Origin of the sequence: Pedobacter sp. WC2423 (assembly GCF_040822065.1) — a bacterium.
Classification (GTDB): domain Bacteria; phylum Bacteroidota; class Bacteroidia; order Sphingobacteriales; family Sphingobacteriaceae; genus Pedobacter.
This window is the reverse complement of record NZ_CP162005.1, coordinates 1,942,433-1,953,995: the sequence shown is the minus strand read 5'-3', so window position 1 is coordinate 1,953,995 and position 11,563 is coordinate 1,942,433. Positions and strand designations below refer to the sequence as shown.

The 11,563-nt window shown below is 45.9% G+C and carries 2 protein-coding genes; both read left to right on the top strand.

All coding sequences use genetic code 11. The annotated features are described in order from the left end of the window. Position 1 precedes the first annotated feature (1 nt). Positions 2-1,051: a TauD/TfdA family dioxygenase gene (locus AB3G38_RS07780; RefSeq protein ID WP_367867927.1), complete on the top strand. Its 1,050-nt coding sequence runs from the start codon at positions 2-4 to the stop codon at positions 1,049-1,051. 1 nt (position 1,052) lies between these two features. Next, a complete protein-coding gene (locus AB3G38_RS07775) occupies positions 1,053-11,561 on the top strand; it encodes an amino acid adenylation domain-containing protein (RefSeq protein ID WP_367867926.1) in 10,509 nt (3,502 codons plus the stop codon). Positions 11,562-11,563: the final 2 nt, after the last annotated feature.

The following is an 11,563-nucleotide window of genomic DNA, read 5'->3' as shown; positions in this document are numbered from 1 at the left end:
TATGAATAATCTGAGCAAATTGAAGAATATTCAATCCAGTGCTGCTGCAATCAGCGATCAGTCGCTGGTAGTTAAAGAATTTTTACCTATAGGCCAGTTTCCCCTGGTGATTAAACCCAGGTTTAAGGGCGTTGACCTTGTTGACTGGGTGAAGAAAAACAGAACAGAATTTGAAGAAGAATTATTGCTGCATGGCGGATTATTGTTAAGAGGGTTTGATATTGGCACGCTGGACGATTTTGGAAGGTTTGTAGATAGTTTTGATTCCGCCCCATTGGCCTATATGTTTCGCTCTTCACCCAGGCATGAGCTGGATAAGAAGGTGAAGAATGTATATAACTCTACAGATTATCCAAAGGGAGAAAGTATTAATCTGCATAATGAATCCTCTTATAGCAGGTCATGGGGAATGAAGATATTGTTCTGTTGTTTACAGCCTGCAGAACAGGGCGGAGAGACGCCGATAGCAGATTCACGGAAGATACTGGCTGCTATCGATCCCGGGCTGGTGAATAAATTTAAAGCAAAAGGGGTATTGTATAAGCGCAGCCTGATTAAAGATGTTGGCATGTCCTGGCAGGAAGTATTTCAGACAACGGATCAGAAGGTAGTAGAAAAGGTCTGTAATCAAAATGACATCAGGTACAATTTTATAAGTGATGAACACCTGGAGATTGAGTGGGTTAAGCCTGCTGTTTACCAGCATCCTGTATCAAAAGAAGCCACCTGGTTCAATCACGTCTATTTTTTTAACAAATACGCACGATACGAAGAAGTGGGACTGGCTTATACAGAAAAGGCGCCTGCAGACCTGATCCATACTGACACTTTGTTTGGAGATGGGACAGCAATCAGTTTGGCTGAATATCTTGAGCTAAAAAGGGCTTATAACCTGCATACGGTTGCCTTTAAATATGAGAAAGGGGATATCATTTATCTTGATAATATGCTGAGTGCCCATGGCCGCAACCCCTATGCAGGAAAACGTTTGGTAGCTACGGCGATTATAGAACCCGCCGGAGACAATTTAACATCTTCAATTAATTTATAGCATGAGTCAATTTCAACTTTCAGGCCAGCAGGTACGAGATCTGGCCTTTTGGCAGTCCACTGGTTTAGGTAAGGTAAGGGCAGATTTTACGATAGATGGTACAGCTGACAAAGAAATCATTTTTGCGGCACTGGCAACAATTACTGACCGCCATGATATCCTGAGAACAAGTTTTGTTTACAGAGCGGGTATCAATTTACCTTTTCAAACCGTAGCATCCCGCCTGGGTATAGAAAATAAATGTTTTACAACTACAGCCTTAAGTCTGGAACAACCCTTATCGATAACTGTAGAGTTTGGCGATGCGGTGACGGTGGTAATGAAGGCATTACGGCTGATACTGGATATTTATACTGTACAGGAGCTACAGCAAGAAATACAGGCCCTGATCAACGGTGTGGCTTTACCCGTAGCTACGGATGAGCTGTTACAATTTGGTACCTATACCGAATGGGAACTGGGATTGACTGAAGAAGGAAATATGGAGGCGGCGGCATTCTGGAATGAAAAAAGAAAGCTTGTAAGTAAGGATACCGGGCTATTTAAGCCAGTTAAAGGAATAGATAGCTCTTCTTGTGTGCAGGCTGAGTTTGATGGCACCTATATTTCTTCGATGGCTGATGAGCTGCAGGTACCAGAGCAGGTATTGTTGCTGGCATTGTTTAAACAGAGTTTGTGCAGGTATACTGACGGGAAATCGCTCACGATTGACTGTTTGACGGACGGACGCGTATATGAGGAATTAAAAATGACCCTTGGCCCGCTGTCAAGATTATATCCTGTTCATTTTTCAGAAGAGCAGCCAGAGCTTACACCACTACTAGCTCATATAAGTGCTGAACTACAAATGGCTGCAAACTGGAATGATTACTATTATGCATTGCCGGATGATTTATGGCCGGATAGCAGGCTGCAGTTTGTATTTGAGTTTCTGGAAAGTGGTGTCAGGGTACAGGATGACTTTACCGGCAGCTTGAAATTGCGCGTTGTAAAGACAACTGCTTTATGGAAACTGGAGCTGGTTTTTCCTGCCGGAAGTGATATGATGGCTTTAGCCACTTTGTTTATGGCAGACCTTGGCGAGAGGTTACAGCAGCTGGACTTACCGGTGTTGCATATCAATGAGAAAGATAAAGCGCAGCTACAGGTTTATAATGCTACCTGTACTAATTTATCCACGCTTACACTGCCTGAAATGATCAGACAGGTGTTTAGTACGCGAGCAGATTCTATTGCTGTGCAGGGGGCGAATGCGCAGGTTACCTATCATCAGTTAGCAGAAAACGTAGGGCATATAGTGACTGCACTGCTCCAGGATTATAGTATAGCAAAGGGGGATGTGGTAGGGATACTGATGGATGATGATATGCAGATTCCGGCAGCCTTGCTTGGGGTATGGTTTGCTGGTGCTGCTTATGTGCCACTTGACCGGCATAATCCAGCAGAGCGGTTACAGCATATGATCAGGGAAAGTAAATGCAAGCTGATTATAACTGACAAATGGGTGCCAGAGCAAGTGAAAGCTAATTGTGACAGCACCGAATTGGTTGATATTGCGTATTTACAGTTAGCTAAACCAGCTGCAGCTATTCCGGTAACTGTTGAACCCTGGGATACTGCTTACCTGATTTTCACTTCTGGAACTACGGGCATACCAAAAGGCTGCCAGTTATTGCACAGCAACCTGATGAATTATATTTATTGGGCCAACGGATATTATTTTAAGACAGTGGAAGATGGTAATTTTCCTTTACTGACTAATTTGAGTTTTGATCTAACGGTGACTTCAATATTTACCACGCTGAGCAGGGGAAGGACTTTGTATTGTTTAGACCCGGAATTAAGCCTGGTAGAGAAACTGAAGTATTGTTTTAGTAACACCAATGGGATTGATACGATTAAACTCACGCCGACGCACATTTCATTACTGGCTGATGTGGATATACGTGATTCGGCCATGAAATGTGTAATTGTTGGGGGGGAAGAATTACGGTTTTCACAAGTAGAATTACTTCGGACTATTGCCCCTGGTGTAGCGATATACAATGAATATGGACCCACTGAAGCTACAGTAGGCTGTATTGTGAAGCTGATTGAAGCGGATGATGAGCAGATTAACATAGGGCGGCCTATTGCCAATATGGAGGTGCTGGTGCTGGATGCTGAGGAGCGCATTTTGCCTGTTGGCGTAGCCGGAGAATTATACATCGCGGGAGCAGGGCTTGCCAAAGGCTATTGGGAACAACCGGAGATTACTGCAGCTAAGTTTAAGACCCTGTTTGGACAGCGATATTACAAGACGGGCGACCTGGTTCGTTTGCTGCCTGCCGGGGATATGGCATTTTACGGCAGGATAGATGAACAGGTGAAGATAAGGGGGAACCGTGTAGAGCTGGGAGAAATACAAAATTGCTTATCCCGTTTTGAAGGCATTGAACAGGTGCTGGTGATGCTGAAAAAAAATGACGACGAAGAAAAATATATTACTGCTTATTATTTAAGTGATGATGAAATTACTGCGGGTGTACTGCAGGCATTTTTACTGGAGCGGTTGCCCGATTATATGGTGCCGGCTTTTTTTATACCTATTGATAAGATACCACTTACGGCAAATGGAAAATTAGATCCAAAGCAGTTACCCGATCCTTTTATTTACCAGGTGCAGCAAAGGGAGTATTTACCGCCTGTTAGTGAAATGGAAAAGCTGATTGCTGCAATCTGGGGCAGGATTTTAAGAGTGGAGCAGGTAGGTGTAAATGATGATTTTTTTGAATTGGGCGGGCATTCATTACTGGCCATGCGAATTGTTTCAGCCATGCGGAAAGAGCTGGTAATAAATCTGGTTATTAAAGATTTACTTGGGAACCCTACCATTAAGACGCTGGCCCATTTGATTGAAGGAATGCAGGAAGGCTTAGACTTACCGCAGGTGACAGTAGTGGCGGAAAGGCCCTTGCGGATTCCGTTGTCCTATGCGCAGGAGCGGTTATGGTTTATTGATCAGTTAAGGGGAAGTGTACATTACCATATGCCTTCGGTTTTCAGGTTGCTGGGATCTTTGGATGTGTATGCACTGGAGTGCTCTTTCAACGATGTCGTTAATCGCCATGAGTCACTTCGTACAGTTTTTAAGGAACTGGATGGCATCCCTTACCAGGAAATTTTAGCAGAGGATGGCTGGATGCTGGATTATCTGGATACGTATAACCATTCGGGAGCCGCTCTGGATGAGCTGGTGGAGCGGGAAATTACAAGACCTTTTGATTTGTCGAAAGATCACCCTTTGCGGGCGATGTTACTGCGGATAAAAGATGATGAACATATTTTAATCCTGCTGCGGCATCATATTGCTGCTGATGGGTGGTCGGGTTCTTTACTGGTGCATGAGTTTGAGACTTTTTATCGGGCACGTACCGGAAATAAGGCTCAAGATTTACCCGTATTATCTTTGCAGTATGCTGACTATGCCATCTGGCAACGTACATATGTGGTTGATGAGGTGCTGGAGAAACAGCTGGGCTATTGGGAGGAGAAACTGCGGGGCCTGGAACCTTTGAATTTACCATTGGATTATCCGAGGCCTGCGGTGCAAAGTACTGAAGGCGCCCGTTTGAATTTTGTTATTGACAAGGCGGTAAGTGACGCATTAGTGGAATTGGCACAGCAACAGGGGGTAACCCTGTTTATGCTGCTGTTGTCGGTCTACCAGGTGATGCTGTCCAGGTATAGCGGACAGACAGATATTTGCGTGGGCACAACGGTGGCAGACCGTTCAGCAGCTGCGCTGGAACCCCTGATTGGGTTTTTTGTAAACACATTGGTTTTGCGGAGCGATTTGAGTGAAAACCCTGTTTACAGGGAATTTTTATTGCAGGTAAAACGGACTACACTGGAAGGATATGAACATCTTTCTGTTCCATTTGAGAAGGTGGTAGACCGGGTAGAGCAGGAGCGGGATAAGAGCCGGAGCTCGTTGTTCCAGGCTTTATTGGTATTGAATAACAATGAGGATGCGGCGGTGCATTCACTGGGCGGGCTGAGGATTGAACCCGAATCGCTGCGTTACCAGACGGCTAAATTTGACCTGACCTTTTTTGTGCAGGAAACGGCATCGGGGATAGCAGTTTCGATCAATTACTGTGTTGACCTGTTTAGCCAGGAGACGATTGCAGGGATGAAAGGTCATTTTGAAAACCTGTTATCGGCTGTACTTGAAAATATAGAACAGCCGGTAGGCAGTTTAGCGATGCTGGGTGAGCAGGAAAAAGAGCAGCTGCTGCATCAGTTTAACCATTTTAGCTTACCCTATCCTGCTAAGACAGTGATCGCGCTGTTTGAAGAGCAGGTATTGTTACATCCCGATCAGGCAGCGGTACGTTTTGGCGATGTAGTGCTGAGCTATGGGGAACTGAACGCGCGTGCCAGCAAACTGGGAAGTTATTTAAGACAGACATATAACCTGGTGGCAGATGACCTGGTTGGGATGATGATGGATACAGCTGAATGGTCGGTAGTCTCCATATTAGGTATATTGAAAGCCGGTGCAGCCTATGTGCCGATTGATATTGCGCTGCCCAAAGAAAGGCAGGTTTTTATGGTCAGGGATACGGGGATGAAAGCGCTGTTGATTACCTCTGAGCATTTGTTTGATGTGCTTGACTTTGAGGTGCCGGTGTTTTCTGTAGATATACAGTTGGCTGAGCTGGAACAGGGGGAGGAAACGGAGAGTGTTAATGGCGATCTGGCCTATGTGATTTATACTTCTGGCACTACCGGCCAGCCGAAAGGGGTAATGGTGCGTAACCAGAATATTGTAGATTACTATTTTGGATTGAAAGGGCTGTTAATTGAAAGTTCGTCATTTGGATTGATGTCTTCGCTGTCGGCCGACCTGGGCAATACGGTGCTGTTTGGGTCTTTGTTAAGTGGTGGTACGCTGCATCTGTTTAGTAAACCAACTTTGATGGACCCTGAACTACTGCACAGTTATTTTAGTACCCATCCTATAGATTGTATTAAAATAGTGCCCTCTCACTGGACTGCGCTGGAAACGCTGTTACCTGAAAAGACGATTATTTTTGGGGGAGAAGCGCTGCCGGTAAGCGTGATCGCAAAGATCAGGACTGCAAGTCCGCTGCTGAGGGTGATCAATCACTATGGTCCAACAGAAACGACTATCGGTAAGCTGCTGCATCAGGTAGACCTGAACAGGGATTACCACCAGGTTCCCATAGGGCGGCCATTTTCAAATACTGTAGTTTATGTGGCAGACCGTTACTTAGCGTTATGCCCTGTCGGGGTGCCCGGTGAGCTGCTGATCGGGGGTGACGGGGTGTCAGCGGGTTACTTCAATCAGCCCGAACAAACGTCGGCGAAGTTTATCGCCAATCCTTTTGGCGGTCCTTCCAGGCTGTATAAAACAGGTGATCTTGTTCGCCGGCTTGCCGACGGGGATATCGAATTTATTGGCCGGGTAGATGACCAGGTGAAGATCCGCGGGTACAGGGTGGAGCTGGGCGAGGTGAATAAGATCTTGTCGGACTTCCCGGGAATACAGCAAAGTGCGGTGGTATATACCCATCAGCGCCTGATGGCCTATGTGGTTGCTGAAGGTGCATATGACCAGGGGGCGCTGATGAATTACATGAAACAGCAGCTGCCGGAATATATGGTACCTGCTGTGTGGATACCCTTAACGGCGATGCCGCTGACGGCCAATGGGAAGCTGGACAAAAAAGCTTTGCCGGCACCTGATGCGTTAGTGGAAACCAATTATGTGGCGCCGCGGAATGAGCTGGAAGAAGGCCTGGCAGAGATCTGGATTTCCTTATTAAATGCAGACCGCGTAGGCATCTATGATAATTTCTTTGAACTGGGAGGACATTCTTTATTAGCCATCAGGATATTGTCTGCTATCAGGAAACAGTTAAACGTAGAGGTAGTTATTACTGATTTGTTTGATTATGTGACAATAGCTGCCTTGTCAGAATTTATTGAGTTGAATGACCGGAAAGCGCTATTACCAGCTATCCTGAGGCAGGAGAGGCCATTGCGGATTCCATTGTCCTATGCGCAGGAGCGGTTATGGTTTATTGATCAGTTAAGGGGAAGTACACATTATCATATGCCCTCTGTGTTTAGATTGCATGGCCAATTGGATGTGCAGGCAATGGAGAAGTCTTTTAAAGAAATTGTAGGCCGGCATGAATCTTTACGGACCGTGTTCAGGGAAGTGGATGGGCTGGGGTACCAGGAGATTGTTGAGGCTGCAGGATGGAGACTGGATCGTTCAGACGCAATTGATTTGGATAAGATGATCGAACATGAGGTGACAAAATCATTTGACCTGGCTCAGGATTATATGATGCGCGCAAAACTGCTGAAGATAAAGGAAGATGAACATGTATTAGTTTTAGTGCGGCATCATATTGCTTCTGATGGATGGTCCGTATCGTTGATTGTCCATGAGTTTATAGAATTATACCGTTTTTATACAGAAAACAGGTTGCCGGATTTACCGGTATTGTCTCTGCAGTATGCTGACTATGCCATCTGGCAACGTACATATGTGGTTGATGAGGTGCTGGAGAAACAGCTGGGCTATTGGGAGGAGAAACTGCGTGGCCTGGAACCTTTGAATTTACCATTGGATTATCCGAGGCCTGCGGTGCAAAGTACTGAAGGCGCCCGTTTGAATTTTGTTATTGACAAGGCGGTAAGTGACGCATTAGTGGAATTGGCACAGCAACAGGGGGTAACCCTGTTTATGCTGCTGTTGTCGGTCTACCAGGTGATGCTGTCCAGGTATAGCGGACAGACAGATATTTGCGTGGGCACAACGGTGGCAGACCGTTCAGCAGCAGCACTGGAACCCCTGATTGGTTTTTTTGTAAACACATTGGTTTTGCGGAGCGATTTGAGTGAAAACCCTGTTTACAGGGAATTTTTATTGCAGGTAAAACGGACTACACTGGAAGGATATGAACATCTTTCTGTTCCATTTGAGAAGGTGGTAGACCGGGTAGAGCAGGAGCGGGATAAGAGCCGGAGCTCGTTGTTCCAGGCTTTATTGGTCCTGAATAACAATGAGGATGCGGCGGTGCATTCACTGGGCGGGCTGAGGATTGAACCCGAATCGCTGCGTTACCAGACGGCTAAATTTGACCTGACCTTTTTTGTGCAGGAAACGGCATCAGGGATAGCAGTTTCGATCAATTACTGTGTTGACCTGTTTAGCCAGGAGACGATTGCAGGGATGAAAGGTCATTTTGAAAACCTGTTATCGGCTGTACTGGAAAATATAGAACAGCCGGTAGGCAGTTTAGCGATGCTGGGTGAGCAGGAAAAAGAGCAGCTGCTGCATCAGTTTAACCATTTTAGCTTACCCTATCCTGCTAAGACAGTGATCGCGCTGTTTGAAGAGCAGGTATTGTTACATCCCGATCAGGCAGCGGTACGTTTTGGCGATGTAGTGCTGAGCTATGGGGAACTGAACGCGCGTGCCAGCAAACTGGGAAGTTATTTAAGACAGACATATAACCTGGCGGCGGATGACCTGGTTGGGATGATGATGGATACAGCTGAATGGTCGGTAGTCTCCATATTAGGTATATTGAAAGCCGGTGCAGCCTATGTGCCGATTGATATTGCGCTGCCCAAAGAAAGGCAGGTTTTTATGGTCAGGGATACGGGGATGAAAGCGCTGTTGATTACCTCTGAGCATTTGTTTGACGTGCTTGACTTTGAGGTGCCGGTGTTTTCTGTAGATATACAGTTGGCTGAGCTGGAACAGGGGGAGGAAACGGAGAGTGTTAATGGCGATCTGGCCTATGTGATTTATACTTCTGGTACTACCGGCCAGCCGAAAGGGGTAATGGTGCGTAACCAGAATATTGTAGATTACTATTTTGGATTGAAAGGGCTGTTAATTGAAAGTTCGTCATTTGGATTGATGTCTTCGCTGTCGGCCGACCTGGGCAATACGGTGCTGTTTGGGTCTTTGTTAAGTGGTGGTACGCTGCATCTGTTTAGTAAACCAACTTTGATGGACCCTGGACTACTGCACAGTTATTTTAGTACCCATCCTATAGATTGTATTAAAATAGTGCCCTCTCACTGGACTGCGCTGGAAACGCTGTTACCTGAAAAGACGATTATTTTTGGGGGAGAAGCGCTGCCGGTAAGCGTGATCGCAAAGATCAGGACTGCAAGTCCGCTGCTGAGGGTGATCAATCACTATGGTCCAACAGAAACGACTATCGGTAAGCTGCTGCATCAGGTAGACCTGCACAGGGATTACCACCAGGTTCCCATAGGGCGGCCATTTTCAAATACTGTAGTTTATGTGGCAGACCGTTACTTAGCGTTATGCCCTGTCGGGGTGCCCGGTGAGCTGCTGATCGGGGGTGACGGGGTTTCAGCAGGTTACTTCAATCAGCCCGAACAAACGTCGGAGAAGTTTATCGCCAATCCTTTTGGCGGTCCTTCCAGGCTGTATAAAACAGGTGATCTTGTTCGCCGGCTTGCCGACGGGGATATCGAATTTATTGGCCGGGTAGATGACCAGGTGAAGATCCGCGGGTACAGGGTGGAGCTGGGTGAGGTGAATAAGGTCTTGTCGGACTTCCCGGGAATACAGCAAAGTGCGGTGGTATATACCCATCAGCGCCTGATGGCCTATGTGGTTACTGAGGGTGCATATGACCAGGAGGCTTTGATGAATTACATGAAACAACAACTGCCGGAATATATGGTACCTGCTGTGTGGATACCCTTAACGGCGATGCCGCTGACGGCCAATGGGAAGCTGGACAAAAAAGCTTTGCCGGCACCTGATGCGTTAGTGGAAACCAATTATGTGGCGCCGCGGAATGAGCTGGAAGAAGACCTGGCAGAGATCTGGATTTCTTTATTAAATGCAGACCGCGTAGGTATCTATGATAATTTCTTTGAACTGGGCGGCGATTCTATTATTGTGATACAATTGGTCAGCAGGGCGAAAAGAAAAGGGTACCACGTACAAGTGCAGGACTTGTTTGACTACCAGACAATAGCTGACTTAGCTGCTTTGATACTACGTAATAAGGAAAGCGCTGTTCTGGCTGAACAAGGCCGGTTGACAGGAGAGGTTACCTTATTACCCATTCAGCATTGGTTTTTGGAGACAGGTGCGGATGCAGTGAATCATTTTAACCAGGCTGTGTTGTTGCAGCTGGATAAGAAAGTATCGGCGGCAGAATTGTTACATGCGGTAAAGATAATTGTAGACAGACACGATATTTTAAGGTGTTTTTATACTTATAAAGACGCACAATGGATACAGGAGTATGGAGATAGAGAAGGAGAACTGGAGGTGGTTGAATCAGCCTGTGCAGAAATTACAGCTGTTTGTGAGCAATACCAGGAAAGCCTGGACATAGAGGAAGGTATACTCAGCAGGTTTGTTTTGATACAAACGCCAGAAGAAGAAGCATATAACAGGTTTTTTATGGTAGTGCATCATCTTGCCATAGACGGTGTTTCCTGGAGGATATTAATAGATGAGCTGAGTAGTTTGCTGGCCGTAAGTGATGCTGAGCTTGGGCTAAAAACCAGTTCTTACCGGGACTGGGCAGAGACATTAGTTGAATTTGCATTTACCGAACGCATCAGGGCACAGCAATCCTATTGGGAAAATGTTGTGCAGGCTTTTAAGCCTATGCCAGTGGAGTTAAATGAAGCGGCATCCGCCAGAAAAGATTTGTCTGCTGTGGATGTTCAGCTGAGCACTGCGTTAACCCAGTTATTGCTAACCGCAGCAAATACTGCTTACAACACTGAGATTAATGATCTTTTACTGACTGCGCTGGCGATTACGATCAGGGAATGGTTAGGTGATGATGATGTGGTTATAGGATTGGAAGGACATGGCAGAGAAGCGTTGTTTCCGCAGTTAGATGTTACTGGCACGTTGGGCTGGTTCACTAATAAGTATCCTGTGTTGCTGCAATTGGAAAGTGATATGCAGGAAGGAAGTATGCTGAAATCTGTAAAGGAGCAGTTGAGAAGTATTCCGGATAAGGGTATTGGCTTTGGCTGTCTGAAGTATTTAAATCCTGTAGAAGAACTTAGCGGTGATTGCTGGGATATTGTATTTAATTATCTGGGGCAGCAGGATAATGTGGTGAATGCCAATGCCTGGTTTAAGGGTGCTCCAGAATATCCAGGGGATCATATTAGTAGCGCATATCCCATTCGTGATAAGTTTGTGATCAGGGCCATTGTTACAGGCAATGTATTGCATGTTTCTTTTAATTATTCATCCACGCAATATACAGCTGTGCGTGTAGAGAAATTTGCTGCTCATTATATCAGGCAGCTTAGCGCATTAATCAACCATTGTGTGGAGAAAGAGGAAAGAGATGTTACCCCGGCTGACTTTGGATTAAATGGCAAATTGGATTACAAGGAACTGGACGCTTTGTTGGGTAAAGGAGCGTTGGAAGATGAAGGTGACATTATGAGATTCTAATG